Source organism: Klebsiella sp. WOUb02 (genome assembly GCF_050058015.1).
Lineage (GTDB): Bacteria > Pseudomonadota > Gammaproteobacteria > Enterobacterales > Enterobacteriaceae > Klebsiella.
Window position 1 is genome coordinate 345,001 of record NZ_CP170106.1, and the last position, 24,966, is coordinate 369,966.

The following is a 24,966-nucleotide window of genomic DNA, read 5'->3' on the forward strand; positions in this document are numbered from 1 at the left end:
ATGAGTAACAGCACTTCCGGCATTGTCGGGTTTATTGGACTTGGCGTCATGGGCCGCGAGATGGCGCGTAATCTGGCGCAGGCAGGTTTTACCGTTCGCGCGTTCGATGTCGTCGCAGCGGCAGGTGATGCGCTCCGCCAGTATGGCGTGGATGTAGTCAGCGATCTTTCCAGCGCTATCATTGATGCCGATATCGTCATCTCGATGCTGCCGGACACCCCGCAGGTTGAAGAGATCGTCCGCGGTGCAGGCGGACTGCTGAGCAACCCGCCGCGCGGGAAACTGTTTGTTGATATGAGCACTATCGCACCCGCCGCAACGCGCCAGCTCAGCGAATCTCTGGCGACTATTGGCGTCACGATGCTGGATGCGCCGGTTTCCGGCGGCCCGGTCGGCGCAAAAAACGGCAATCTGACGATCATGGTGGGCGGCAGCGCCGAGGGCTTTGCTCAGGCTACTCCTTATCTGCGCGCGATGGGCACCACGCTCAATCACGTCGGCGCATCCGGCGCGGGGCAGACGGTAAAACTATGTAACCAGCTGATTTGTGGCATCAATATTCAGGCGATTTGCGAAGCGTTAGCGCTGGCGCGCGCCTGGGATATCAATCTTCCTCAGATGTGCGAGGTGCTGATGGGCGGTTCGGCGGCATCCTGGATGCTCGACAAGCTGGGGAGCGCCATGATTGAAGGCGACGTCTCCGCAGGATTTCGCATCGATCTGATGATGAAAGATCTGCGTCTTGTGCTGGAGGCCGCTCAGAAGCATCCGGTCCCGCTGCCCGCTACCGCGCTGGTCGCCTCGCAGTATCAAAACGCGCAGGCCTATGGTGAGGGCGCAAACGGCAATCAGGCGCTCTTTAAAGTTTACGACCGCCTGACCGGCCAGCAAAACAGCGTAACAAAATAACCGGGGTTGACCTTATGATGCTCGATTTCACAGCAATTCTCGCGCAGTGGCAGCTTCTGTGGAGCGGCGCGCTACTCACCGCCAAACTGGCTTTGGTGACGACGTTAACCGGTTTTCTGATCGGCACGCTGTGCGCAGCGGCGCGTCGTTCTGATTCGGTTTGGTTAGCGCGCCTGACGGGCGTTTATGTCGAGTCGATTCGCAATACGCCTTTTCTGGTGCAGATCTTCCTGGTCTATTTTGGTCTCTCCAGTCTGGGCTTCTCATTCAGCGCTTTCACGGTTTCAGTCATTGCGCTCACCATCAACGTCGGGGCGTATACGGCGGAGATTATGCGCGCCGGCTTCGAGTCGATTCACAAAGGCCAGTGGGAAGCCGCAGAAACGCTGGGGCTGAATCGCTGGCAGCAATACTGGCACGTGGCGCTGCGCCCGGCGATCGAGCGCGTTTACCCCTCGCTCACCAGCCAGTTTATTTTGCTGATGTTGGCATCATCGGTGACATCGCAAATTTCCGCGGAAGAGCTCACGGCAACGGCCAATTTTATCCAGTCAGAAACCTATCGCCCCTTTGAAACGTTCTTCATCGTGGCCTGTATTTACATCGCGCTGTCGCTGTTGATGCGGATGATATTCTGGCTATTTGGTCAGGTGATTTTCCCGCGCCGCCGCCGTCTCGGCACGTCGATTTAAGGAGAGCCGTTGATGAATATTCCTCTTAACTTTGCCCATCTGCAGTTTCTGCTGGATGGCACGCTGTGGACGGTGATTTTGTCGCTCATGGCCTTTGGCGGCGGCGGTCTGGTGGGGTTCCTTATTGCGCTGGGTCGCATTGCGCCATTGAAGCCGCTGCGTCTTCTGGTTAGCGCGTGGGTGCAGCTGATTCAGGGCACGCCGCTGCTGATCATCATGTTTATGGTCTACTTCGGTCTGCCGCAACTCGGCTATTCGATTGCGCCTCTGCTGGCCGCCGGCATCTCTCTCACCATTTATGCCAGCGCCTATCTCGGTGAGATCTGGCGCGGCTGCATACAAGCGGTTCCGCGCGCGCAGTGGGAGGCGGCCGAATGCCTGGCGCTGTCGTGCACTCAGCGCATGTTCAAAGTGATTATGCCGCAGGCTATCAAGCTGGCAACGCCGCCTACCGTGGGGTTCTCGGTACAGATAATCAAAAACACCTCGCTGGCGTCGGTGGTGGGTTTTGTCGAGCTGGCACGTGCTGGCCAGCTCATCAATAACTCGATTTTCCAGCCCTTTATTATCTACCTGACCGTTGCCGCCATTTACTTCTGCCTGTGTTTTCCGGTTTCCGCATTAAGCCGCAGGCTGGAGCGCGGAGCACCACAGAAGCAGGCGAAGCGCCTGCAGGCCATTACGGCACGCGTTAACCGAGGATAAGGATAAAGTTATGTCAATCATTACCTTAAGCAACGTACAGAAGAGTTTTGGCCATAATTCAGTGCTGAAAGATGTCTCGTTCTCAGTCAATCAGGGTCAGGTTGTGGCGCTGATTGGCGCCAGCGGCTCGGGCAAAAGTACCGCGCTGCGCTGTATTGATCGGTTGGAAACCATCAACGGCGGCAGCATCGAAGTGTGCGGCTATAAAGTGGAGGATCCCAAAGTCGACCTGCGTAAGCTACGCCAGGACGTCGGTATTGTATTTCAGAGCTACAACCTGTTTCCCCATCTCACCATTGAGCAGAACATAACGCTTGGTCCGGTCGCGGTGAAAAAATTGCCGAAAGCGGAAGCCAGAAGGTTAGCGCTCTCCGTTCTGGAACAGGTCGGGCTCGCGGATAAAGTGGACAGCTATCCTGAGCAGCTCTCCGGCGGGCAGCAGCAGCGCGCCGCTATCGCCCGCTCGCTGGCGATGAAACCAAAAGTGATGCTGTTTGATGAAGTCACCTCGGCGCTGGATCCCAAATTAACCGGCGAAGTGCTGCGCGTGATTGAGCGGCTGGCCGGTAGCGGTATGACGATGATCATGGTGACCCATGAGATGAATTTCGCCCGCAAAGTCGCCGATAAAGTGATCTTCATGCATCAGGGAAAAGTGCATGAAAGCGGTAGCGCCGCCATTTTGCAAGCGCCGGAAACCGAGGCGTTAAAGGAGTTTATCGCCAACGATCTTTAATTCACCCGATACCCTGTACCCATCCTCATCAGGAGAATAATAATGAAATACGCAAAATCGATTGCCCTGCTTGCCAGCATGGTAACAGTCCTCATCGCCCAGCCGGCCTCGGCAAATGCGCTGGAAGATATCCAACAACGCGGCGAGCTGCGCGTCGCCACCGATATGTCACTGCCGCCTTCAGGCATGCTCGATGCGGCGATGAAACCGGTAGGCTCTGATGTCGAAACCGCTGAACTGCTGGCGAAGGATTGGGGCTTAAAGCTGAAATTTATTGAAACGACCGGGCCGACGCGCATTCCGAACCTGCAAACCGGTAAGGCAGATATCGTCATTTCAACCCTATCCGTCACGCCGCAGCGTGCGCAGGTGATTGATTTTACTCGCGCCTATGCCGGCCTGCGCTCCGTTATCGCCGCCCCAGCCGCCACCAAAGTCAGCGACTGGCCCGATTTAAAAGGGCACGCCATTACCGTTACGCGCGGCACCACTCAGGACTCAATGCTGAGCCAGGATGCGATGAAAAAGGGCTATAGCATTCAACGCTATGATGATGATGCAACCTTAGTCACCGCCGCCGTTAGCGGTCAGGCTTATGCGGTCGCCACTTCCGCCACGCTGGTTAACCAGATTAAAAAACAGAATCCTAAATTAAGCTTTGAGCCCAAATTAACCCTAACGGTATTTGATTTAGCTATCGGAGTTAAAAAAGGTGAACCGGAGTTGAAAGAAAAATTAAATGAATGGATTGTCACCAATCTTAAAAATGGAAAACTAAACGCCATTTACGAAAAATACCACGGCGAAGCTATCCCGGCGGAAATAATAAACCGTAAATAGTTTATCGCCCCTTGTCACAGGGGAATTTAGCTAACCCGGGGAGGTAAGGGCCGCTTAGCGGCCCCGATAGCGCGCCTGCCGGCCCCTGGCTAAACCAGCCGGCTCTCCCCATCCTCAGCGGTTATTTTCCTCCACAGCGCTTCGCCAACGGGAGGATCTTGCTGAAAATAGTCCATCAGGAAATCGATGCATACCTTCAACTCCTGTGCGATCCCCACACCAGCGCCATGCCTTCGCTCTCCGGGCGCACCAGCTGAAAGCCAAATTTTTTATACAGCTCGGGAACGTCGGCGATCAGGCTGACGTAGGCGCCCGCCGGTGCATGCAGCTCAAGCCAGGCCATCAGATGCGCCATGATTTTTCGCCCCAGTCCCTTGCCTTGATGCGCCGGATCGACGGCAACATCGACAATCTCGAAGTTAAGCACGCCGTCGCCAACGATGCGTCCCATGCCGACAATCAGCCCGGAATACTCCACGTATACGCCGTGGCAGCTGCGGGGCAGCGCGCGTTTAGCTGCCTCAAGAGGGCGGGGCGTTAAACCGGAGATGACGCGCAGGCGGCAAAAATCGTCTGCCGGGGGAACGGTTTCCACAATGGCGTAGGCTGCTGACATTTATTGAGCTCCGTATTAAGCGTTCCCCTGTTTACCATCAACAACTCATTCGCTCAACCGCTGCGCGCGTCGCCGGCAAACCTGCTCATTACCGATCCGCCAGCAAAAATAGAAATGAATAAAAACGGGGCCGGGCGCGTTTACCGGTTATCAATATTGAGGATAACCCACTATGACGCGCACTGTTTCCGCTATCGCCTTCGGGCTCTTGCTCGGCCCGGCGCCGCTGTACGCGATGCCGGTTAGTTACGGCATCAGCACCCCCGATACCGCAATCGGGCTTTCATGGCACGCTTTCGGCGGCACCTCGCAGGCGCACCTTGCCGGCGTAACGGGGGAGCTGACGCTGGATACGGATAATGACATGGACGATCGGCTGAGCGTCAACATCCCGGTTGCCACCCTCGCGGCTTCCAATAATCTGCTGACCTGGCAAATGAAGGGCCCTCTTTTTTTCGATGCCGATCGTTACCCGGCGATCCGCTTTACCAGCAGCCGCGTGGTGGCGCTGGGAGGCGGGCGCTTTCGGGTTTTCGGCTACCTCGGCGTAAAAAATATTCTGCGCCCGGTCATGCTGGAGGCGGCTCTTAAAGATCCGACGAGCAACCCCGTCGGCCGGGAGGTGCTGTCGCTGCATGCGACGACCGCCATCTCTCGTGCGGCTTTTAATATGGACAGCCTGGCGGCGCTGGTGGGCGATACCGTCACCATTGATATCGCCATTGAGGCTAAAATTCGGCATCGGGCATAACTCCCACGCGCGCTATTCGCGTGGGAGTTATCTAACGACGGGGATTAACGCCCGGCGCGGCCGGGCAGCATGCGGGACAGCACGTTATCGCGAAGCAGGTAGTGGTGGGCCAGCGCCGCCAGGGCGTGGGCGCAGGCGAGAGTAATGAGCGCCCACGCCACGTTATTGTGCCACTCGCCCAGGGTATGCCTGAGTGCGGGAGCGATGCTCACCCAGCCGGAGAGATCGGGCCCGCCAAAAAAGCGGAACGGCTCCTGCTGCGCCCAGCGAAATAGAAAGCCCAGCGCGGCCTGGGCGAACAGCAGCAGGTACAGCATCCCGTGGACGGCGTGCGCGACGAACTTCATCGGACGCGAATCCCGGGTCGGCGGCAGGGCGTAGCGCGGGATGCGCTGGCTGATAATACGCCACAGCAGGCGCACGACGATCGTCAGCGCCAGCACGATGCCGAACGAGATATGCAGGGCCTGCAGCTCTTTTCGCAACGGCGTGCCGCGTTCCAGCCACGCCCAGATATGCGCGCTGGAAAAGAGAAAGATGACGCAGGCGGCGGTCAGCCAGTGCAGCGTCAGCGTGAGGCGGTCATAGCGCTGGCGCTGCGCGGTGGGGGACAGTTCTTTCATAGCAGGGGACTCCATCAGCGGTGTTTGATGATGGGTAAACGCGCCAGGGGGAATATCTATTCGGAAAATTTTTCTATCGGGCGATCGCCCGCACGGGCCGGTTTATTGCAATTTTGTTACATTCATTACATAACGGCGGCTGCGGCATTGCCTGCGCCGCGCTAACAGGCATCATAAAACAACTTTCCGCCAAGAGTATTTCATCATGATCAGAGTCGCCCTGGTGGATGACCATGTGGTCGTTCGCTCCGGTTTTGCCCAGCTATTAAATCTGGAAGACGATCTCATCGTGGCGGGGCAGTACAGCAGCGCCGCCGAGGCGTGGCCGGCGCTGATGCGCAGCGAAATTGACGTTGCGGTGCTCGACGTCGCCATGCCCGATGAGAACGGTCTGAGCCTGCTCAAACGCCTGCGCCAGCGGCAGTCGGGGTTTCGCGCCATTATTCTCAGCATCTACGACACGCCGGCTTTTGTGCAGAGCGCCATCGATGCCGGGGCGAGCGGCTATCTGACCAAACGCTGCGGCCCGGAAGAGCTGGTGCAGGCGGTACGTTCGGTGGGGATGGGCGGTCACTACCTGTGCGTTGATGCGCTTAAGGCGCTGCGCGGCGGCGAATCGTCGCCAAAAGCGCTCGATGTCCTGACCCCGCGCGAGCGGGAGATATTCGAGCTGCTGGTGAAAGGGGAGAGCGTTAAGGCGATCGCCTTCAGCCTGGCGCTGAGCCATAAAACCGTCCACGTTCACCGGGCTAACGTGCTGAGCAAGCTGCAGTGCGGCAGCACCATTGAGCTGGTGCATTTCGCTCTCGATAATCAGCTGCTGATGGGCCATTGATGACACGCGCGTCCCGTCATCCGATCCTGACGCTATTTATCACCCTGGCCTGGGGAAGCGGCTGGCTGATGCTGTGGACGCTCAGCTTCTATTTGACCCACAACGGCCAGCAGGCGGTGCTGTTCCTGCCCCAGGGCGTCTATCTGGCGCTGCTGATCCTGCTGCCGCGCCGCTTTTGGCCGGCGGTGGTCCTGCCGCCGCTGGCGGCGATCGTCTGGCTGCGCAGCGAACAGTTGCTGACCGGCTACACGATCGCGATCGTTCCACTGGTGGGCCTGCTGTCGGCGTATATGGCGCAGCGTTTCTGGTACCGTTTTCCGCTCTACTGGCAGCGGCTGTCGCTGCTGATTGCCGCGGTCAGCGCCAACGCGCTGCTCCAGACCCTGGCCCTGATCGCCTTTTTGCAAAGCCCCGCGACGCTGCTCGGGCTGGCCTCGTTTACCGGCGGCGTGCTGCTGGCGCCGTTTGTCTATCTGATGTTCGAGTTTTTGCGCCAGCAGCATCGCTATCAGCTACTGGGGCTGGATACCAGCAACCCGCCGCTGCGCGCCTCGCTGATTATCTGGTGCAGCCTGTTTTTTATCATCGGCATCGGCACCCAGATGGTGCTCTCCCCGGCGCTGGAGCGGCTGCTGCTGATCGTGGTGTTTTTGCCTAACGTGGTGATAGCGTGGAAGTTTGGCTGGCAGGGCGGTGTGCTGTCCGGCCTGCTCGGCAGCATGATGATCGCCATCGCGCGCCAGGTGGGCGGCGGGTTTACGGATCTGCTGGAGCTTGAGATTTTCCTCGCCACCCAGTCGCTGCTGGGGATCGGCCTTGGCATCGCTATCAGCCGCCAGCAGCATCTGGCGCTCAATCTCGATCGCTATCGCCGCCGGCTGGAGCAGGAGCTGCAGACCCGGCGCGAGCTGACGGAGAAGCTGATCCACACGGAGGAGGACACCCGCAAGCATCTCGCCCGCGAGCTGCATGATGAAATCGGGCAGAACATCACCGCCATTCAGATCCAGTCGCAGCTGGTCAAACGGGCCGGCGGCACCGCCCTGGCGATTGAGGCCGCCGGACAGATCGGCGAGCTGGCCCAGCGCATTCACCACTCCACCCGTCAGATGCTGCGCCAGCTGCGCCCCCCGGCGCTGGACGAACTGTCGTTCAAGGAGGCGCTGCACCATCTGGTGAAGGAGTTCGCCTTTGCCGAACGCGGGATTAACTGCCGCTTTGACTACCGGCTGGCGGCCCCGCCGGCCAACGAAACCCTGGTCTTTACCCTCTATCGCCTGCTGCAGGAGCTGCTCAATAACGTCAGCAAGCACGCCGGCGCCAGCGAGGTGGCGATCCTGCTTTGCCAGCAGGGCGACCGCCTGTACCTCGAGGTGCGGGACAACGGCAGCGGCCTCGGACCGCAGAATACGCCGGGATTTGGCATGCAGGGCATTCGCGAGCGGGTTCACGCCCTCGGCGGCGAGCTGACCCTGGAATCACGCGGCGGCACGCGCGTAATTGTTAACCTGCCCACATTTTCGTCACAAACACTTCGTTAACCAGGAAAAAGTCTTAGCCGCACCGGACTTTCTCTCATCCATTTTGCCTCGCGCTTTTATATCGTCAGCCTAAACGGAGAACGCCATGCCCGCACTGTCTGCCGCACAGATCGCCCAACGCTACCGGACCCAGCGCCCGAGGCTGCTGCTGTGCATGGTCATTGGCTACGCCGCGTTCTACCTGACGCGCAAAAGCATCAACTACGTGCTGCCGGTTTTGCAGCTGGACATGGGGCTGAGCAAAAGCGACATCGGGCTGATCGGCTCGCTGTTCTATCTGAGCTACGGCCTGTCGAAATTTGCCGCCGGATTGTGGCATGACGGCCACGGACAGCGGGCGTTTATGGGGATTGGCCTGCTGGCGACCGGGGTGCTGAACGTGCTGTTCGTGTTTAGCCACTCCCTGCCGGCGCTGCTGTTTATCTGGACGCTAAACGGCTTTTTCCAGGGATGGGGATGGCCGCCCTGCGCCCGGCTGTTAACCCACTGGTACTCGCGCAACGAACGCGGCTTTTGGTGGGGATGCTGGAACACCTCCATCAATATCGGCGGGGCGATTGTGCCGCTGATTTGCGCCTTCGCCGCCCACTTTTGGGGCTGGCGGGCGGCGATGCTGGCGCCGGGTCTCATCAGCATCGTGCTCGGTATCTGGCTGACTACCCAGCTGCGGGGTACGCCGCAGGAGGAGGGGCTGCCAACGGTGGGCGAGTGGCGCAACGATCCGCTGGAGCTGCGCCAGGAGCTGCAGAGCCCGCCGATGGGGCTGTGGCAGATGCTGCGCGCCACCATGCTGCAAAACCCGATGATCTGGCTGCTGGGCGCCTCATACGTGCTGGTGTATCTGATCCGCATCGCGCTCAACGACTGGGGCAACATCTGGCTGGCGGAGAGCCACGGCGTCAACCTGCTGAGCGCCAACGCCACGGTCATGCTGTTCGAGGCCGGCGGCCTGCTCGGGGCGCTATTTGCCGGCTGGGGTTCAGATTTGCTGTTCAGCGGCCAGCGCGCGCCGATGCTCCTGCTGTTCACGCTGGGGTTAATGGTCTCGGTCGCCGCGCTGTGGCTGGCGCCGGTGCACCACTACGCGCTGCTGGCGATGTGCTTTTTCAGCGTCGGTTTTTTTGTCTTTGGTCCGCAGATGCTCATTGGCCTTGCCGCCGTTGAGTATGGGCACAAGCAGGCGGCGGGTTCGATCAGCGGTTTTCTCGGCGTGTTTGCCTATCTGGGGGCCGCGCTGGCCGGCTGGCCGCTGTCGCAGGTTATCGAACGCTACGGCTGGTCGGGGATGTTCAGCTTGCTCTCGCTGGCCGCCGTTTTGATGGGTTTATTACTGATGCCCCTGCTGATGTCGGGCGTCACCGTTTCTCGCAATCACACAACATCCTGAAGGGCTGAATAATGAAAACAACGCTTCTCTCTACCCTCATTGCTTCCGGACTCGCGCTCGCCGCCCTCAGCGGCGCGGCGCAGGCTAAAGGCCGTCTGGTGGTCTACTGCAGCGCCACCAACGAAATGTGCGAAGCCGAAACCAAAGCGTTCGGCGACAAGTACGACGTTAAAACCTCGTTTATCCGCAACGGCTCCGGCAGTACCCTGGCGAAGGTGGACGCGGAGAAGAAAAACCCGCAGGCCGACGTCTGGTACGGCGGTACTCTCGATCCGCAGTCGCAGGCCGGCGAAATGGGGCTGCTGCAGCCGTATAAATCTCCGAACCTCGCGCAGATCATGGAGAAGTTCCGCGATCCGGCGAAGGTGAAAGGCAACCTCTCCTCGGCGGTTTACGTCGGGATCCTCGGCTTCGGCGTCAACACGCAGCGGCTGAAAGAGAAGAATCTGCCGGTGCCGAAATGCTGGAAAGATCTGACCAAAGCGGAGTACAAAGGCGAGATCCAGATTGCCGATCCGCAGAGCTCGGGCACCGCCTACACCGCGCTGGCGACCTTCGTCCAGCTGTGGGGTGAGGACCAGGCGTTTGATTATCTGAAGCAGCTCAACGCCAACGTTTCCCAGTACACCAAATCCGGCATCGCCCCGGCGCGTAACGCCGCGCGCGGCGAAACGGCGATCGGCATCGGCTTCCTCCACGACTACTCGCTGGAAAAAGAGCAGGGCGCGCCGCTGGATCTGATCTCCCCGTGCGAGGGTACCGGCTATGAGATTGGCGGCGTCAGCATTCTGAAGGGCGCGCGCAACGCGGATAACGCGAAGCTGTTCGTTGACTGGGTGCTGTCGAAGGATGCCCAGGAGCTGGCGTGGAAGAAGGGCAAATCCTATCAAATCCTCACCAACACCACGGCGGAAACCTCGCCAAACTCGCTGAAGCTCGATGACCTCAAGCTTATCAGCTATGACATGGATAAGTACGGCTCAACGGAAGTCCGCAAGGCGCTCATTAACAAATGGGTTGCCGACGTGAAGATGGGTCAATAAGCCCGCGACAAGTGGTTATCGCCCGGCGTCCCCGTCGGGCCAACAACACCCGGAAAACTTATGTCACACACATTAGCTCTTCATCCCGCGAAAAAACGGGATGCGGTATTCCTGTGGGTTTTACTCGGCTGGCTGGCGTTTGCCCTGCTGCCGGGCTGGAGCCTGGATTACGGCCTGCTGGAGTCGACGCGCGACGAGATCCTCGCCGCCTACGGCTGGTCGCAGGTCAACGTTAGCTGGCTATGGTATCTGCTGCCGAGCCTGCTGCTGGTTCGCCCGCTGAGCGAAGCGCGCCGCGAGCAGCGGGCCCGCCACTACTTTGACGCCGGCTGGGCGCTGCTGTGCATGGCCTTTATCGTCATCAGCGCCAGCGTAGAGGGCCGGGGTTTGGGCTACGCCGCCATCGTGCTGTTCGTGGTGCTGGGCGCGATCGTGACCCTGGCGCTGACGCGCCTCGAGTGGCTGGGCGGCGATCGCTTTGTGATTGGCTCGCTGATTACCATCATCGCGCTGATCGGCATTTTTATCGTCTGGCCGAGCATCGCCATTTTTATCCCGATGTTCACCAACGCGGCCGGGGAGTTCGCGCCGCTGGCGTTTGTCAGCGTCCTCTCCCAGGCGCATATCGTGCAGGTCATTATCAACTCGATCCTGCTGTCGATTGCCGTCGGGATCGGCTGCACCTTCTTCGGCCTGGTGCTGGCGATTTACACCACCCGCATCGCGAAGCGCAGCGCCATCATCGGGCGCATCTTCTCGATTCTGCCGATCGTTACCCCGCCGTTCGTGGTGGGGCTTGGCGTCACGCTGATGATGGGGCGTTCCGGCTACGTGACCGAATTTATGGTGACCTGGTTCGGTTTGACCAACACCAACTGGCTGTACGGTTTTTCCGGCATCTGGCTGGCGCAGGTGCTGGCCTTTACCCCGATGGCGTTTATGATCCTCGACGGCGCCATCAAGACTATCCATCCCTCGCTGGAGGAGGCGTCGTATACCCTGCGCGCCAGCCGCTGGCAAACCTTTAACGGCGTATTCGTCCCGCTGCTCAAACCGGCGCTGGCGAACGCTTTCCTGATCGTTATCGTGCAGTCGCTGGCCGACTTCAGCAATCCGCTGGTGCTGGGCGGCAACTTCGACGTTCTGGCGACGCAGATCTACTTCTACATTACCGGCTCGCAGCTGGATTATCAGGCCGCCAGCACCCTCGGCGCGTTCCTGCTGCTGTTCTCGCTGCTGGTGTTCTGCGTGCAGTATATGTGGATCGGCAAGCGCTCCTACGTCACCGTTTCCGGCAAGTCCTACCGCGGCGACGTGCAGCCGCTGCCGGCGATGCTGGTGCGCGGCGTGGTGGCCCTGCTGGCGATCTGGATTGCGTTTAACGCCCTGCTCTACGGCAGCATTTTCTACGGCAGCTTCACCGTCAACTGGGGCGTGGACTACACCCTGACGCTGGATAACTTTATTAAGCTCTTTGGCCAGGGGATGAGCGACGGCGCGTGGCCTTCGCTGCTGGATACCCTGCTGTACGCCGGAATTGCGGCGCCGATCACCGCCGCCTTCGGCCTGCTGATCGCCTGGGTGGTGGTGCGCCAGCAGTTCAGGGGCAAAAAGACCATCGAGTTCACCACCATGCTGTGCTTCGCGGTTCCCGGCACCGTGGCGGGGGTGTCGTACATTCTGGCCTTCAACAGCGCGCCGGTTTATCTCACCGGCACGGCGGCGATTGTGATTATGTCGATGGTGATGCGCAACGTGCCGGTCGGCATTCGGGCGGGCATTGCCGGCCTGGGCCAGATCGATAAATCGCTGGATGAGGCTTCGCTCAGCCTGCGCGCCGGGAGCTTACGCACCATTACCCATATCCTGCTGCCGCTGCTGCGCCCGGCCATTTTGTCGGCGCTGATCTACAGCTTTGTGCGCGCCATTACCACCGTCAGCGCGATCGTGTTCCTCGTCACGCCGGATACCCGGGTGGCAACGGCCTATATTCTGAACCGGGTCGAGGACGGCGAATATGGCGTGGCGATCGCCTACGGCTCCATTCTGATCGTCGTGATGCTGGCGATTATTTTCCTCTTTGACTGGCTGATCGGCGAGGCGCGAATCTCCCGCTCAAAAGCCAAAAATCAGGCGTAATTCTATGACTCAAAAACATTTCGTTGAACTGCGCAACGTCGGCAAGCGCTTTGGTGATAACACCGTTATCGAAACCATTAACCTTGCCATTCCGCAGGGGCAGATGGTGACGCTGCTCGGGCCGTCCGGCTGCGGGAAAACCACGGTGCTGCGGCTGGTGGCCGGGCTGGAAAAGCCCACCAGCGGGCAGATTTTTATCGATGGCGAAGACGTCACCCACCGCTCCATCCAGCAGCGCGATATCTGCATGGTGTTCCAGTCTTACGCGCTGTTTCCCCATATGTCGCTGGGGGAGAACGTCGGCTACGGCCTGAAGATGCTCGGCGTATCGCGCAGCGAGACAAAAGCGCGGGTGAAGGAGGCGCTGGCGATGGTCGATCTGGAGGGCTACGAGGATCGCTTTGTCGATCAGATCTCCGGCGGCCAGCAGCAGCGCGTGGCGCTGGCCCGGGCGCTGATCCTCAAGCCGAAGGTGCTGCTGTTTGATGAGCCGCTGAGCAACCTTGACGCCAACCTGCGCCGCAGCATGCGGGATAAGATCCGCGAACTGCAAAAGCAGTTCAATATTACCTCGCTGTACGTCACCCACGATCAGAGCGAGGCCTTTGCGGTCTCCGATACGGTGCTGGTGATGAACAAAGGCAGCATCATGCAGATTGGCTCGCCGCAGGAGCTGTACCGTCAGCCCGCTTCGCGCTTTATGGCCAGCTTTATGGGCGATGCAAACCTGTTCCCGGCCAGCTTCAGCGCCGAAAGCGTGGAGATCCACGGCTATCGCCTGCCGCGCCCGCCGCACTTTATCGCCAGCGGAAGCGGTACCGTCGGCGTTCGCCCGGAGGCGATTACCCTCAGCCAGCAGGGGCTTGAGAGCCAGCGCTGCGTCATCCGCCACGTGGCCTATATGGGGCCGCAGTATGAGGCGATCGTCGAGTGGCACGGCCAGCAAATTTTGCTGCAAATCAACGCCACCCGCCTGCAGCCCGACGTCGGGGAGAGCTACTTCCTGCAGATTCACCCCTACGGGATATTTTTGTTACAGGATGTCGCATAGGAGTCCGCCCCCTGCTTCGCGGCAGGGGGCCGCCGGCGTTCGCCGGCAACGCAAAATCAAGAGCCCTGTTTATCAACCTTTCCCGCCGTAGACCCTGCCAACCCTACATTTATCCCGGTTTTAATCACGCAATCCCGCCGCCGCTGGCGATCCATCTTTGCAGAATAGATATTCATTAACATTATGTTTATAAACAAGAAAATAATAAAAATCCCCGCGATGGCAATGTCAACAGCATTCACGGCTCAACCAACTTAAAATCTATAAAAGCAGACGTTTGTCGACTTTTCATCTAAAAAGTCCGGGTAAGGGGCTAGACAAAACCACCATCCGGTTATCAAATGGTTAAATAATATTAAGTTTTAAGTAAATGATTGGCCAAATGAAAAAATGGTCAACGCGCTTTCCGCGATTTACAGGCGCTTCGGCGCACCTTATTGGGAGAAGTTATGCATTCCTCTGTTAATAAAAACGAAACTCGGACCTTCTTTGGTCACCCCTATCCGCTAGGGTCGCTGTTTTTTACCGAAATGTGGGAGCGATTCTCTTTTTACGGCATTCGCCCGCTATTAATCCTGTTTATGGCCGCCACCGTCTATGACGGCGGAATGGGGCTGGCGCGCGAAAACGCGTCGGCGATCGTCGGTATCTTCGCCGGCAGTATGTATCTCGCGGCGCTGCCGGGCGGCTGGCTGGCGGATAACTGGCTGGGGCAGCAGAAGGCGGTGTGGTACGGCTCGATTCTGATTGCGCTCGGCCATCTGTCGATTGCCCTCTCTGCGTGGATGGGCGACACCCTGTTCTTCATCGGGCTGATGTTTATCGTGCTCGGTTCCGGCCTGTTTAAGACCTGTATCTCGGTGATGGTCGGCACGCTGTATAAGAAGGGCGACGCGCGCCGCGACGGCGGATTCTCGCTGTTCTATATGGGCATCAATATGGGCTCGTTCATTGCCCCGCTGATCTCCGGCTGGCTGATCAAATCCCACGGCTGGCACTGGGGCTTTGGCATCGGGGGTATCGGGATGCTGGTGGCGCTGGTTATCTTCCGCCTGTTCGCCGTTCCGGCCATGAAGCGCTACGACAGCGAAGTCGGCCTCGACTCCACCTGGAACAGTCCGGTGGCGAAGAAAAACGGTGTCGGCGCCTGGCTGTTGGCGCTGGCGGTCGGGGTTGCGGCGGTGATTGTCCTGATTGCTCAGGGCGTTATCGTGATTAACCCCGTGGCGGTCGCCAGCACTCTGGTGTACGTCATTGCGGCGTCGGTCGCCCTGTACTTTATCTATCTGTTCGCCTTCGCCGGCCTGAACCGCAAAGAGCGCGCTCGCCTGCTGGTGTGCTTTATCCTGCTGGTCTCCGCCGCCTTCTTCTGGTCGGCCTTCGAGCAGAAGCCGACGTCGTTTAACCTGTTCGCCAACGACTACACCAACCGCACCATCGGCAGCTTCGAAATTCCGGCGGTATGGTTCCAGTCGATTAACGCCCTGTTTATCATTCTGCTGGCGCCGGTATTCAGCTGGGCATGGCCGGCGATGGCGCGTAAAAACGTCCGCCTGAGCAGCATCACCAAGTTTGTTATCGGCATTCTCTGCGCCGCCGGCGGCTTCGGCCTGATGATGCTGGCCGCTGAGAACGTGCTGAGCAGCGGCGGGGCGGGCGTGTCGCCGCTGTGGCTGGTCGGCAGCATTCTGATGCTGACCCTGGGCGAACTGTGCCTGAGCCCGATTGGTCTGGCGACCATGACCCTGCTGGCGCCGGAAAGAATGCGCGGCCAGATGATGGGGCTGTGGTTCTGCGCCAGCGCGCTGGGTAACCTGGCCGCCGGCCTGATTGGCGGCCACGTCAAGGCCGACCAGTTGGATATGCTGCCTGATCTCTTCGCCCGCTGCTCGATCGCGCTGCTGATCTGCGCCGCCGTACTCTGCGTGCTGATCGTTCCGGTACGCCGGATGCTGGAAAATACCCAGACTAAAACCGCTCAGAAACCGGCGACTAACGCCTGACGGTAAAAGAAACGATATCCGGCAAACCGGCGCCTGATGCGCCGGTTTTTTTTCGTCTGCGAGCTACGGCTTCCGGCGCGTGCAGCGGTAAATGAGCGGCACGGCAACGGCGTACAGCACCACCACCGACAGCCAGATCGCCCCGGGCCACCGCGTCTTGAGAGCGAAATAGAGCGACGAAAAGGCCAGCGGCGCGACGATCGACGCCAGGCTGACGGTGGAGGCCAGCACCCCCTGCAGCTGCCCCTGCCGATCGGCGTTGACCTGGCGGGTGGCCAGCGCCTGCAGCGCGGGCGTACCGATCCCGCCGAGGGCGATCAGCGGCATCACCGCAAAGACGATCCAGCCCTGGCGGGCCAGCGCCAGGATAATCAGCGCTACTCCGGCGCAGGCGATGCCGCAGAGAATAGCTCCGCGCTCGCCGAGCCTGCGGGTTGCCGGGCCGGGCAAAAACGCCTGCGCCAGCATCTGGCACACGCCGAACGCGCCCAGCGACAGGCCGACCCACAGCCCGTTCCAGTGAAACATATCCTGTCCCCACAGCGTCCAGCAGGCGCCGTAGACCTCCCCGGTGGCGCTTAAGAAGAAGAACACCAGCGCGATGCTGGGCAGCCCTTTGGCCGAGAATAGCCAGCGCATGGGCCGCAGGGGATTGAGTTCGGCGATCGCCATTTTGTGCTTCGCCGGCCGACGCGACTCCTTCAGGGCCAGCAGCGCCAGCAGGAAGTTCGCTCCGTTCAGCGCCGCGGCGACGAGGAACGGCAGGCGCAGGGCGTAATCGCCGAGCACCGGGCCGATGATAAATCCCGCGCCGAAGGTAGCGTTGAACAGCCCGAAGCGGCCGGCGCGCTTTTCTGCCGGCGTTACGTCCGTTAGCCACGCCATCGCCACCGAAAGGTTGGCGCTGGTGAGGCCGGCGATTGCCCGCCCGAGCAGCAGCGGCCAAAGGTGGCTGGAAAAGGCCATCAGCAGATAGTTGAGCGCCGCTCCGGCCAGTGAAATCAGCAGTATCGGGCGGCGGCCGAAATTATCGCTTAGCGCGCCGAGCAGGGGAGCGAAAATAAACTGCATCAGGGCGTACAGCGCCGCCAGAACGCCGATGTAGGGGGCGATATCGGCGGTGTGGAGCACCTCTTTAAGCAACTGCGGCAGCAGTGGGAAAATCAGCCCGATACCGACGGCGTCGAGCCAGATCGTGATAAAAATAACGCTCAGGGTTCGGTTCATGGTCGGCTCACCGCGGGGAGCTACGCATAGGGCGTATCCTGCGCGGCGGCGCGGGCGGCATGAAAACTACGTTCGAGAAGCGTGAGGAAATGCTCGCGAACGGCGTCGGCGGGCGGGTCCTGCTGCAGGCGCAGCGCGTCGCTAAAGGCAATGCGCCAGCCGTTGAGCACGATGCTGGCGATCAGCTGCGCCAGCGGGTCCTTATCGGGCCGCTGAAGGTGCGACGCGAGCATTGCGCCCAGCGCCCGGGTCAGGAGGGCAAACTGCTCAAGGGCGTAGGCCTGCAGCGACGGGCTGGCCTCAACGCCCTGCCAGAATGCCGCCACCCGGCGATCCATTCTCACCAGCGGATGCTGCTGGCTCATCAGCTCCTGGACCAGCGTTTCCAGCACCGCGACCGGCGTCCGTTCGGGATGCCGATCGAAGGCCTGCTGCAGCAGCTGGTGGATTTCGTCGATGCGATCGAAGTAGAGCTCCTCTTTACGCGGGAAATAGTTGAACACGGTCATTTTCGAGACGCCGGCCGCGGCGGCAATATCGGCAATGGTGACGTTATCAAAACCGTGCTGAATAAACAGTTCGGTGGCGGTATTGGAGAGACTGCTGGCGCGTAAGGCGCTTTTTTTGCTCGCGCAGACCCTGCGCCTGCTGGTGGGTATTCACGTATTCGCTCCGTCGGGCTGGTGTCGATGTCGACAGGATAATTTTATGTCGGGTAAAATATTATGATCGATATAAAATTAAGTCCAGTACGATGATGGATAGCCGGCGTGCGCGCGGGTGAGGTGAAGCGAGAAATTAAGCGACAGAAGGCGTGTGGACTGAAGGAGAGGCCAGGGGCCGAACCGCGCGGTGAGCGCGGCCCGGCGTCAGGATTTAGCGGTAGACGATACCGCCATCGATCAGGATCGCCTGACCGGTAACGTAGTCAGAGTCCGGGCCGGCGAGATAAGAGACCAGGCTGGCCACGTCGTCCGGAGTTTCGGCGCGGCCCAGTGCGATGCCTTCCACGTATTTCTTGTAGGTTTCCCCCACCGGCGCGCCGGTGATCTCGGAGAAACGTTTATCGATTTCGGTCCACATGCCGGTACCGACAATTCCCGGACAGTAGGCGTTTACCGTGATGCCGCGGCTGGCATACTCTTTGGCCGCCGCCTGGGTCAGCGCGCGGACGGCAAATTTGGTGGCGGAGTAGATCCCCAGCAGGGCGAAGCCATCGTGCCCGGCAATGGAGCAGGCGTTGATGATTTTACCCTTCTGCTGGCGGTCGATAAATTTTTTCGCCGCGGCCTGAATGCCCCACAGCGTGCCCTGGACGTTGATGCGCATGATGCGATCGACCTCTTCCGGGGTCACGTCGGCCAGCGCCTGCACCTGAGCAATCCCGGCGTTGTTAACGATAATATCGAAGCCGCCCAGCTGCTTTTCCGCTTCGTCAATCGCGGCGTAAACCCGATCGCGGTCGGCGATATTGGCGACGAAGGTGGCCGCCTTGCGGCCCAGGGCCTCAACCTCAGCGGCGACGGCGGCAATTCCTTCCGGGTTAACGTCGACGAGCATCAGCGATGCGCCATCTTTCGCCAGACGTAAAGCAATCCCGCGGCCAATGCCCTGACCTGCGCCGGTGACCAACGCCACTTTATTTTCGATAGCCATTTCTACTCACCTTGAGCTGATTAATAAACGACGGCTGCCCGATGCGTAGCGGGCCCGGTGCGGGAAGGGCGCAGCGGACCAGGGGAGCATCAGCGGCAGAGAATGACCCTACTCTATAGCGGCGGATAGGCGTGGCCTACCCCCCAGCCGGGGGGGAATGGGGCGCAGTGATGAAAAGCTGGAGCGCGCTCGGATATCGCAGCGATGGCTTGGTTCAACCGCCTCTCCTTGGGTACACTCGGGGCATGGACTGGCTGAAAAGGTAACGGCACGATGGAATTTTTGCCCGCAACGGATGACCCTCTGAGCGAGTTTGTTCCCGAACAACCTTTGGCTTTTACGCGTAAGCTGCCGCTTATCGCCACCCGCTTTACGCCGCCTCGCTCACCCGGCTCGCTGCAGCTGCGCGAGCGCCTGCTGCGGCGTCTGGATGCCGCAGCAGGCAGCGCGCTGACGCTGGTGTGCGCCCCGGCCGGGTTCGGCAAAACGACCCTGCTGGCCCAGTGGTACCACCATCGCCAGCGGCAGGGGGATGCCCTCGCCTGGCTGAGCATTGATGAAGACGACGGCCCGCCGCCGCTGTTTATGCGCTATCTTCAGGCGGCGCTGGCGCCCCTGTGGCAAGGGTGGAGCCCGGTCTTTCTCCAGTCGGCGGATGACGGCCTGGCGGCCGATTTCCCGCTGTTTCTGGCGGAGCTGGTTAACCAGCTCCAGCGCTGCCCGCACCCGCTGTATCTCATCATTGACGACTACCAGAACATCTCCCACCCGGCGATCCACGCGGGGCTAAGCTGGCTGCTGAACCACGCCCCGCCCGCCCTGCACCTGATTATCGGCAGCCGCTGCCAGCCGACGCTGGCGCTCGGCCGGCTGCAAATGCAGGATCAGCTGGTGGAGGTGGACGATAGCGAGCTGCGCTTTAACGTCAGCGAAGCCAGCGCCTATTTTTCCGCCGCGCTGGCGCCGGGATACGGCCAGCAGGAGATCCCCCGGCTGCTGGCCCTGACGGAGGGCTGGGTCGCGGGGATGAAAATGGCCACCTTATCCAGCGGCCGCGCGCACTCCCATCCGGCAGCGGGCGGGCTGAGCGCCGGCTCGCGCTCGATCGCCCGCTATCTTGATGAAGTCATTTTTGCTCCTTTGCCCGCCGAGGCGCTCGAGTTTCTCCTGCAAACGTCGGTGCTCAACCGGCTGCGCAGCGCCTCGATACGCTGGCGGCCGAGCAGGAGCGCTGCGGGGAGTGGCTGTTCGCCGTGCGCCTGCGGCTGCTGCAGGCCCAGGCCCTGTGGCAGGCGAATGCCCGGGAGCAGGCCGCGGCGATCGGCGTTCCCGCCCTGCGGCGGGCAATGCGTCAGAAGCTGCTGCGCAGCCTGCTGGACGGCGGCCCGGCGCTGGCGTCGTTAATTCAGCTGATCGCTAAACGCGGCGCGGCGGGGGCGGAGTTCAGCGCCGATTTGCAGGAACTGCTGGCGCAGTTTGCCGCCGCCGGGATCCAGCCCAGCGCCGGACGCGTCGCGCCGCCGGACGTACGCTTAACCGAGCGGGAACGGCAAACTCTGCGCCTGATTGCCGAAGGCTACTCGAATAAGGGAATGGCGCGGGAGCTGGGGATTTCGGCGGAAACCGTGAAATGGCATCTCAAGCAGCTGTACGAAAAGCTGCAGGTCAGCGGCCGCATCCAGGCGCTCAATCAGGCGCGGGAGTGGCGGCTATTAAACTAAGCGCATAGGCACTTCTGCGGGGCTGCGTTCGCCGCCCCGCATGGATTACTTCTCGCTAATTTCAGCCAGCGGGCTGCGATAGTCGCCGCCCAGCGCTTTGATCAGCGTAACGTCGGTACTCAGGCGCTGGGCCTGGATATCCAGCAGCATCAGCTGTTCGGCAATGGCCGGGCGACGCGCCTCCTGGGCGGCATAATAGCTGAGCAGCCCGCGCTGATAGTGCGCGCTGGCGCTGTGGGTGGTGGCGAGGGCGGCGGTCACCTTCAGCTGCTGGAGCGCCGCCTGCTGGTTGAGATCGTTGAGCTGGCTGGAGCTTATCGCCACGTCGCGAACGGCGTCGAGAACGGCCTGGTTGTACTGCTTAATCAGAATATTGCTGGCGGTGCGCACCGAGCGCAAGTTGGCGTTCAGGCGGCCGCCGTCGAAGATCGGCAGATAGAGGCCGGGCAGCAGGTTGATCTGCTGGAACGTCGATTTAAACAGATCCCCGACGCTCAGCGCGTTATATCCCCAGAAGGCCTTGATATCAAAGTGCGGGTAAAACGCCGCCTTCGCCGCATCGACCTGGCTTAACGAAGCGCTGACGTAGCCGCGCAGCGCCTGCAGATCCGGGCGGCGGGCCAGCAGCTCGAAGGAGAGCGCGTCGGGCAGCGTTTCCTGCAGCGTCGGCAGCGGCGCCGGATGGATCTCCGGCATGCTATGGGCGCCGGCGCCGATCAGCGCGCGCAGGGTTTCGCGATACTGGGTCAGGGCGCCTTTGGCGGCAATCGTCTGCTGCTGCGCCGCCAGCAGCTCGGCCCGGGCGTTGGCGATATCGACGCTATCCTCCACGCCCCGGCTGGTGCGGTGCTCGTGCGCCTGCACCGACAGGCGGGCGATCTCTTCCAGCTGGTTGAGCAGCTCGATTTTCTGGAAGGTGGCCTGCATCGCGAAGTACAGCTGGGCCACGCTGCTGGCGAGATCCAGCTCGATACCGGCGGTTTCCGCCTGGCGCGCGTTCTTCTCGCCGATGGCCGCCGCGACGTGGGCGCGGTCGGCGCCCCATAAATCGATATTCAGCGTCGCGCCGACGCCCACCGTATTCAGGGTGTACCAGGGGCCGTTTTTATCGACCGGCAGAGAGTAGGAGTAGGGCCAGGTGAACTGCCTGTTGGTCACCCGCAGGCGGTTTTGCGCCGCCACCGCGGTGGCCTGCACGCCCAGTGCCGACTGCGCCAGCTCGACAGTGGACTGCGATTGCGAAATGCGCAGCCGGGCGGCCTGCATGGTCGGGGAGTTCTGCAGCGCGCGGTTCACCAGCATGTTGAGCTGGGCGTCGTCATAGCCTTCCCACCATCTGGCCGCCGGCCAGCCGCTGTTCGCCAGATGAATCACCTGCGCGAGTTCCGCCTGCTGCGGGTTGACTATCTTGACCTGCGCCGGCTCGTCCTGAATCAGCGCGCACCCGGCGAGCAGGAGGAAAGCGAGGGGTGAGTAGCGCAGATAGCGTGCTGCGGTGTCCATTTTTCTCATGACTTATCTGCCTGTCGCGGAAGATCTGAAGGTGCGGACGACCACGTCGGTAATGTCGTCAGTAGGGTCGCCAGCGGCGGACCAAAGGGATTGCGGCGATCCGGATGGAGCCCGCGGAGCGGCTCCGGCGCGGCCTGCTGGCGTTCGATATCCTCGGCGTAGGCCTGGAGCTGCGCGGCGCTGCGCTGCAGGAAATCATCTCCTGGCGCGGCGTACAGCCGGTAGCCTTCGCTTAAGCGCACGATCTCCTGGGCCTGGAGCCAGGTCGCTTTGACCGGCCAGGTTTTGGCCTCCGGATGCGGGTGGGCCCAGGCGTTGAGCGGCTCGGCCGCCACCCGATGCATCAGCGTTTCGGTGCCGTTCAGGGAGTGGAACAGCGGCACCAGCTTGACCTCATCATCCCCGGCGCGCAGGTAGCCGGCGATCTGCCGGTAGAGCCGCGCCAGGCGCGATTTTAGCTGCACGGCTTCGCTATCCGGCCACAGGTAGAGGTGGACGATCGACGAGACCAGCACCCCGAGCAGGATGCCGATAACCCGATCGCGCAGTTCGGTTAAATTAGCCAGCGGCCCGAACCAGTTGAGGAAGGCCAGCGAAAAGGTAAAGCCAATCTGGATCCCGGCGTAGGCGATACGCTCCGAACCGGCTGCGATCCAGGCCGACAGCGCCATCACAGGTAGCGCCATCGCCAGCAGCCCGACGATAGACTCGGTATGCGGCTGAACGTAGACGATCATCAGCAGCGCCAGCAGGGTGGCGAGCAGGGCGCCGCCGATGCGCAGCCAGGTCTTCTGCAGGGTCGCCCCTAGCCCCGGCTGGGCGACAATCACGCAGCTCAGCATAATAGTATGAATGCCCTGCCAGTCGGCGGCGGTATAGAAAACGTAGCACAGCAGGGTCGCCAGCAGCGTTTTGAGGGCGAAGTGCAGGTAGGCCGGATTGCTCCACGCATCGGGCAGCAGCAGCGGGGCTTTTTCCTCTTCCCCGGCCGGCAGCGCAACCGCTTCGCCGCGGGCCAGCTTGCCCAGGGTGGCGGTCATCTCCTGGAGGATCACGCCGTTGGCGCTATCCCGGGCGACGATCTCCGGCTGCGCGGGCAGCGCGTCGGGGTGCAGGTTCCCGGCCAGCGCCAAGAGCGCGGCGGAGAGCTGCTGGCGCTCCGCGGGATGGTCATCCCCCGGCTGAAGCAGCGCGGCAAGGTGGTAGCAATGCAGCGCTGCGGCCATCAGCGATTGCCACCCCTGCGGGTCGGCGGCAATCTCCGGACTGGAGCGGGTGGCCTGCTTATAGAGCGCGTTGAGCTGGGCAAAGTTTCCGGCGATCTCTTTAAACGTCGGCTGGTTTTTCAGCGGCCCCGGCTGCTCGAGGAGCTGCGCAACCTGGCGCAGCAGGACGACGATCCGCGCCTTGAACTGGTAGCCGGGAAACGCCTGCTGAAAACAGGCGTTAACCAGCAGGGTGACCACGATGGCGGTATTAATAACCACCCACAGCCACAGCAGCAGGCGCACCAGAATCTCGCTCTGGCTGGTCATCGACGGGAAGGTTTGCGCGTAGATAACCACCAGCGCCACCACGAAGAAGGCCATCCCCAGCTTGCCCAGCACCCGCATCAGGTAGATCGCGCCGAAAAACAGGAATACCGAGGCCACCAGGCGGATCAGCGGATAATCATAGGTCCATTTGATGATCAGCAGCACGCTGCCCAGCGCCACGCTGACGGTGATAAAAAACACCACGCTCACCAGCTTGATCATCAGCACGTTGGGCTGGCTGACGTAAAACACCACGATCAGCGCGACGGCCAGAAAGGGGATCTGCAAGGTCATAAACAGGACGATCAGCACCGCGCAGCTCAGCGTCAGGCGCAGGGTATAGTTGGCCCGACCCGACACATCGCGGAGTTCCCGGCTCAGAAACGACCACAGGTTCTGCATGCCGCCCCCTTACTGCGGCTGAAGCACGGCGCTGGCGGAGGCGCCCATGCGGAACAGTTCAGGATCGGGATCTTTGACGGCGATTTTCACCGGGAAGCGCTGGGAAACGTGGACCCAGTTGATACTCTTCTGAATAATCGGCAGGCCTTCAATCACGCTCCCGCCCTCGGGCAGCACCCCGGAGCCCACGGAATCCACTACCCCGGCGAAGGATCTGTCGTGGTTGGTCATGACGGTGACCCGCGCCGGAACCCCCGGGCGGACGTTTTTAAGATCGGTTTCGCGGAAGTTGGCGATCACGTACCAGCGGTCGTCATCCATTAAGGTAAACACCGGCTTGAGCGCCGAGGCGTACTGGCCGACGGTGGTTTTCAGCGCCACCACCACGCCGTTGAAGGGGGCGCGGACTTCGGTGAATTCAAGATGCAGTTCCGCCAGCGCAATCTGCGCCAGAATCCCCGCCCGCTGGGCAACCATCGCGTCTACGCCGGAGACGGCGGCGGAGGCCTGCTTCGCCTGCAGCAGCGTCGCCTGCAGTTCGGCGCGGGCGGCCTTCTCCGCGGTTCGCGCCTGGTCGAGATCTTCCTGCGAGGCAAAGCCCTGCGGCACCAGCGGCTCAAGGCGGGTGCGGGATGAGGTGGTCTGCTTAACCAGCGCCCTGGCGCGCTCTACGGCGGCGGCCACCGACTGGGCGTTGTACTCCTGGGCCTTAACCGTGCGCTGGGTCAGCATGATTTGCGCATCCAGCGTCGTCAGCCGGGCTTTGGCATCGTCGAGCATCGCCTGGTAGGGGCGCGGATCGATGCGGAACAGCAGATCGCCTTTTTTCACCCGCTGATTGTCGCGGATCGGCATCTCGACGATCCGCCCGCTCACTTCCGGCACCACGTCAATGGTGTCGGTGTAGACGTAGGCGTCGTTGGTGGCCGGCGAGGTCTGGAGCTGCCAGATAACCACAATAAGCGCCACGATCGCGGCGAGGACGAGGGCCAGCAGGGGCCACTTTTTCCGTAATACGCTTGGGCTGGAGTTTGTCATAGCG

The 24,966-nt window shown here is 61.1% G+C and carries 23 protein-coding genes; 15 read left to right on the plus strand and 8 right to left on the minus strand.

Annotation, left to right across the window (positions count from 1 at the left end):
• The 5 genes from ABOC21_RS03820 to ABOC21_RS03840 are packed head-to-tail and all read left to right on the plus strand — an operon-like array spanning window position 1 to window position 3,882.
• Complete coding sequence (locus tag ABOC21_RS03820) at window positions 1-909, plus strand: NAD(P)-dependent oxidoreductase (RefSeq protein WP_426812506.1); 909 nt, start codon at window positions 1-3, stop codon at window positions 907-909.
• Window positions 910-923: 14 nt separating this feature from the next.
• The gene (locus ABOC21_RS03825) at window positions 924-1,601 is read left to right on the plus strand and encodes an amino acid ABC transporter permease (RefSeq protein ID WP_426812507.1); all 678 of its coding nucleotides are present in this window, start codon (window positions 924-926) and stop codon (window positions 1,599-1,601) included.
• A gap of 12 nt (window positions 1,602-1,613) precedes the next feature.
• On the plus strand, window positions 1,614-2,306 hold the full coding sequence (locus tag ABOC21_RS03830) for an amino acid ABC transporter permease (RefSeq protein ID WP_426812508.1): 693 nt from the start codon (window positions 1,614-1,616) through the stop codon (window positions 2,304-2,306).
• A gap of 10 nt (window positions 2,307-2,316) precedes the next feature.
• Window positions 2,317-3,042, plus strand: coding sequence for an amino acid ABC transporter ATP-binding protein (locus tag ABOC21_RS03835; RefSeq protein WP_426812509.1), 726 nt, complete (start codon window positions 2,317-2,319; stop codon window positions 3,040-3,042).
• Window positions 3,043-3,084: 42 nt separating this feature from the next.
• The gene (locus tag ABOC21_RS03840; protein ID WP_426812510.1) at window positions 3,085-3,882 is read left to right on the plus strand and encodes a transporter substrate-binding domain-containing protein; all 798 of its coding nucleotides are present in this window, start codon (window positions 3,085-3,087) and stop codon (window positions 3,880-3,882) included.
• Window positions 3,883-4,078: 196 nt separating this feature from the next.
• Here ABOC21_RS03840 and ABOC21_RS03845 read toward each other — a convergent pair whose 3' ends face one another.
• A complete protein-coding gene (locus ABOC21_RS03845; protein WP_426812511.1) occupies window positions 4,079-4,498 on the minus strand; it encodes a GNAT family N-acetyltransferase in 420 nt (139 codons plus the stop codon).
• Between the two features lie 172 nt (window positions 4,499-4,670).
• Between ABOC21_RS03845 and ABOC21_RS03850 the strand changes: the two genes are divergently transcribed.
• Entirely contained in the window at window positions 4,671-5,249 is a 579-nt protein-coding gene (locus ABOC21_RS03850; RefSeq protein ID WP_426812512.1) for a YceI family protein, read from the plus strand.
• A 44-nt stretch (window positions 5,250-5,293) separates the two neighbouring features.
• Here ABOC21_RS03850 and ABOC21_RS03855 read toward each other — a convergent pair whose 3' ends face one another.
• Window positions 5,294-5,872, minus strand: a complete 579-nt coding sequence (locus tag ABOC21_RS03855; RefSeq protein ID WP_426812513.1) for a cytochrome b — start codon at window positions 5,870-5,872, stop codon at window positions 5,294-5,296.
• Window positions 5,873-6,077: 205 nt separating this feature from the next.
• Here ABOC21_RS03855 and ABOC21_RS03860 point away from each other — a divergent pair, with 205 nt between their 5' ends.
• From ABOC21_RS03860 to ABOC21_RS03890, 7 genes are all read left to right on the plus strand, one after another.
• Complete coding sequence (locus tag ABOC21_RS03860; protein ID WP_426812514.1) at window positions 6,078-6,707, plus strand: response regulator; 630 nt, start codon at window positions 6,078-6,080, stop codon at window positions 6,705-6,707.
• Window positions 6,707-8,248 carry an MASE1 domain-containing sensor histidine kinase gene (locus ABOC21_RS03865; RefSeq protein WP_426812515.1) on the plus strand — a complete coding sequence of 514 codons (1,542 nt, stop codon included), beginning with the start codon at window positions 6,707-6,709 and terminating at the stop codon, window positions 8,246-8,248. Before ABOC21_RS03860 ends, ABOC21_RS03865 begins: the two co-directional genes overlap by 1 nt.
• Window positions 8,249-8,333: 85 nt before the next feature.
• Window positions 8,334-9,635 carry an MFS transporter family glucose-6-phosphate receptor UhpC gene (gene uhpC, locus ABOC21_RS03870; protein ID WP_426812516.1) on the plus strand — a complete coding sequence of 434 codons (1,302 nt, stop codon included), beginning with the start codon at window positions 8,334-8,336 and terminating at the stop codon, window positions 9,633-9,635.
• 11 nt (window positions 9,636-9,646) lie between these two features.
• The gene (locus ABOC21_RS03875; protein ID WP_426812517.1) at window positions 9,647-10,678 is read left to right on the plus strand and encodes an ABC transporter substrate-binding protein; all 1,032 of its coding nucleotides are present in this window, start codon (window positions 9,647-9,649) and stop codon (window positions 10,676-10,678) included.
• 60 nt (window positions 10,679-10,738) lie between these two features.
• Window positions 10,739-12,817: an ABC transporter permease gene (locus ABOC21_RS03880; RefSeq protein WP_426812518.1), complete on the plus strand. Its 2,079-nt coding sequence runs from the start codon at window positions 10,739-10,741 to the stop codon at window positions 12,815-12,817.
• Between the two features lie 4 nt (window positions 12,818-12,821).
• Window positions 12,822-13,868, plus strand: coding sequence for a ferric ABC transporter ATP-binding protein (gene fbpC / locus ABOC21_RS03885; RefSeq protein WP_426812519.1), 1,047 nt, complete (start codon window positions 12,822-12,824; stop codon window positions 13,866-13,868).
• A 449-nt stretch (window positions 13,869-14,317) separates the two neighbouring features.
• Window positions 14,318-15,871 (plus strand): peptide MFS transporter, encoded by a 1,554-nt coding sequence (locus ABOC21_RS03890; RefSeq protein ID WP_426812520.1) that lies wholly within the window; start codon window positions 14,318-14,320, stop codon window positions 15,869-15,871.
• A gap of 63 nt (window positions 15,872-15,934) precedes the next feature.
• Here the strand turns inward: ABOC21_RS03890 and ABOC21_RS03895 are convergent, their stop codons facing one another.
• From ABOC21_RS03895 to ABOC21_RS03905, 3 genes are all read right to left on the minus strand, one after another.
• Entirely contained in the window at window positions 15,935-17,098 is a 1,164-nt protein-coding gene (locus tag ABOC21_RS03895; protein ID WP_426812521.1) for a TCR/Tet family MFS transporter, read from the minus strand.
• A gap of 20 nt (window positions 17,099-17,118) precedes the next feature.
• Complete coding sequence (locus tag ABOC21_RS03900; RefSeq protein WP_426812554.1) at window positions 17,119-17,757, minus strand: TetR/AcrR family transcriptional regulator; 639 nt, start codon at window positions 17,755-17,757, stop codon at window positions 17,119-17,121.
• A gap of 217 nt (window positions 17,758-17,974) precedes the next feature.
• On the minus strand, window positions 17,975-18,754 hold the full coding sequence (locus tag ABOC21_RS03905; protein ID WP_426812522.1) for an acetoin reductase: 780 nt from the start codon (window positions 18,752-18,754) through the stop codon (window positions 17,975-17,977).
• A gap of 273 nt (window positions 18,755-19,027) precedes the next feature.
• On the opposite strand from ABOC21_RS03905, the gene ABOC21_RS03910 reads away from it, so the two are divergent.
• The gene (locus tag ABOC21_RS03910) at window positions 19,028-20,158 is read left to right on the plus strand and encodes an AAA family ATPase (protein WP_426812523.1); all 1,131 of its coding nucleotides are present in this window, start codon (window positions 19,028-19,030) and stop codon (window positions 20,156-20,158) included.
• Window positions 20,101-20,475 carry a response regulator transcription factor gene (locus ABOC21_RS03915; protein WP_426812524.1) on the plus strand — a complete coding sequence of 125 codons (375 nt, stop codon included), beginning with the start codon at window positions 20,101-20,103 and terminating at the stop codon, window positions 20,473-20,475. The genes ABOC21_RS03910 and ABOC21_RS03915 overlap by 58 nt, the downstream gene beginning before the upstream one ends.
• Before the next feature lie 45 nt (window positions 20,476-20,520).
• On the opposite strand, the gene ABOC21_RS03920 is transcribed toward ABOC21_RS03915, so the two are convergent.
• Genes ABOC21_RS03920 through mdtN form a run of 3 tightly spaced genes read right to left on the minus strand, consistent with a single transcriptional unit; the run spans window position 20,521 to window position 24,962 of the window.
• On the minus strand, window positions 20,521-21,987 hold the full coding sequence (locus tag ABOC21_RS03920; RefSeq protein WP_426812525.1) for an MdtP family multidrug efflux transporter outer membrane subunit: 1,467 nt from the start codon (window positions 21,985-21,987) through the stop codon (window positions 20,521-20,523).
• Entirely contained in the window at window positions 21,984-23,924 is a 1,941-nt protein-coding gene (locus tag ABOC21_RS03925; protein ID WP_426812526.1) for an FUSC family protein, read from the minus strand. Before ABOC21_RS03925 ends, ABOC21_RS03920 begins: the two co-directional genes overlap by 4 nt.
• A gap of 9 nt (window positions 23,925-23,933) precedes the next feature.
• Window positions 23,934-24,962, minus strand: a complete 1,029-nt coding sequence (mdtN, locus tag ABOC21_RS03930) for a multidrug transporter subunit MdtN (protein WP_426812527.1) — start codon at window positions 24,960-24,962, stop codon at window positions 23,934-23,936.
• Window positions 24,963-24,966 lie beyond the last annotated feature (4 nt).

Coding starts and splice junctions, on each gene's coding strand:
- ABOC21_RS03840 (WP_426812510.1), top strand. CDS start 3,085: ATGAAATACGCAAAATCGATTGCCCTGCTTGCCAGCATGGTAACAGTC.
- ABOC21_RS03910 (WP_426812523.1), top strand. CDS start 19,028: ATGGAATTTTTGCCCGCAACGGATGACCCTCTGAGCGAGTTTGTTCCC.
- ABOC21_RS03925 (WP_426812526.1), bottom strand. CDS start 23,924: ATGCAGAACCTGTGGTCGTTTCTGAGCCGGGAACTCCGCGATGTGTCG.
- ABOC21_RS03890 (WP_426812520.1), top strand. CDS start 14,318: ATGCATTCCTCTGTTAATAAAAACGAAACTCGGACCTTCTTTGGTCAC.
- uhpC (WP_426812516.1), top strand. CDS start 8,334: ATGCCCGCACTGTCTGCCGCACAGATCGCCCAACGCTACCGGACCCAG.
- ABOC21_RS03855 (WP_426812513.1), bottom strand. CDS start 5,872: ATGAAAGAACTGTCCCCCACCGCGCAGCGCCAGCGCTATGACCGCCTC.
- ABOC21_RS03915 (WP_426812524.1), top strand. CDS start 20,101: ATGCGTCAGAAGCTGCTGCGCAGCCTGCTGGACGGCGGCCCGGCGCTG.
- mdtN (WP_426812527.1), bottom strand. CDS start 24,962: ATGACAAACTCCAGCCCAAGCGTATTACGGAAAAAGTGGCCCCTGCTG.
- ABOC21_RS03820 (WP_426812506.1), top strand. CDS start 1: ATGAGTAACAGCACTTCCGGCATTGTCGGGTTTATTGGACTTGGCGTC.
- ABOC21_RS03845 (WP_426812511.1), bottom strand. CDS start 4,498: ATGTCAGCAGCCTACGCCATTGTGGAAACCGTTCCCCCGGCAGACGAT.
- ABOC21_RS03830 (WP_426812508.1), top strand. CDS start 1,614: ATGAATATTCCTCTTAACTTTGCCCATCTGCAGTTTCTGCTGGATGGC.
- ABOC21_RS03895 (WP_426812521.1), bottom strand. CDS start 17,098: ATGAACCGAACCCTGAGCGTTATTTTTATCACGATCTGGCTCGACGCC.
- ABOC21_RS03860 (WP_426812514.1), top strand. CDS start 6,078: ATGATCAGAGTCGCCCTGGTGGATGACCATGTGGTCGTTCGCTCCGGT.
- ABOC21_RS03880 (WP_426812518.1), top strand. CDS start 10,739: ATGTCACACACATTAGCTCTTCATCCCGCGAAAAAACGGGATGCGGTA.
- ABOC21_RS03825 (WP_426812507.1), top strand. CDS start 924: ATGATGCTCGATTTCACAGCAATTCTCGCGCAGTGGCAGCTTCTGTGG.
- ABOC21_RS03905 (WP_426812522.1), bottom strand. CDS start 18,754: ATGGCTATCGAAAATAAAGTGGCGTTGGTCACCGGCGCAGGTCAGGGC.
- ABOC21_RS03875 (WP_426812517.1), top strand. CDS start 9,647: ATGAAAACAACGCTTCTCTCTACCCTCATTGCTTCCGGACTCGCGCTC.
- ABOC21_RS03920 (WP_426812525.1), bottom strand. CDS start 21,987: ATGAGAAAAATGGACACCGCAGCACGCTATCTGCGCTACTCACCCCTC.
- ABOC21_RS03865 (WP_426812515.1), top strand. CDS start 6,707: ATGACACGCGCGTCCCGTCATCCGATCCTGACGCTATTTATCACCCTG.
- ABOC21_RS03835 (WP_426812509.1), top strand. CDS start 2,317: ATGTCAATCATTACCTTAAGCAACGTACAGAAGAGTTTTGGCCATAAT.
- ABOC21_RS03850 (WP_426812512.1), top strand. CDS start 4,671: ATGACGCGCACTGTTTCCGCTATCGCCTTCGGGCTCTTGCTCGGCCCG.
- fbpC (WP_426812519.1), top strand. CDS start 12,822: ATGACTCAAAAACATTTCGTTGAACTGCGCAACGTCGGCAAGCGCTTT.